The organism is Novosphingobium clariflavum (assembly GCF_026420865.1).
In the GTDB taxonomy this organism is placed as follows: domain Bacteria; phylum Pseudomonadota; class Alphaproteobacteria; order Sphingomonadales; family Sphingomonadaceae; genus Novosphingobium; species Novosphingobium clariflavum.
On record NZ_JAPCWC010000131.1, the window covers coordinates 1 to 240 of the forward strand.

Below are 240 nucleotides of genomic sequence, written 5' to 3' on the forward strand. Positions count from 1 at the left end.
TGAGATTGTGAATGGGTTTTAGCTACGCTGTCTTCAATGCCTGGCGACGTCCTACTCTTCCAACGCTTGAGCGTTAGTACCATTGGCGCTGACAGGTTTCACGGCCGAGTTCGAGATGGGATCGGGTGGGTCACTGACGCTATGGTCACCAAGCAATGGAGACAGCGTGCTGTTTTTCAATCGATGTATGCCCGTGCTTTATCTGGCTGGATGATCGTCCGATCATCAAGACAGCTGGCC

The 240-nt window shown here is 52.5% G+C and carries 1 rRNA gene; it reads right to left on the reverse strand.

The features are described from left to right. Positions 1-38: 38 nt before the first annotated feature. Positions 39-153: ribosomal RNA gene (rrf, locus tag OKA11_RS24600) — 5S ribosomal RNA — on the reverse strand. Positions 154-240 lie beyond the last annotated feature (87 nt).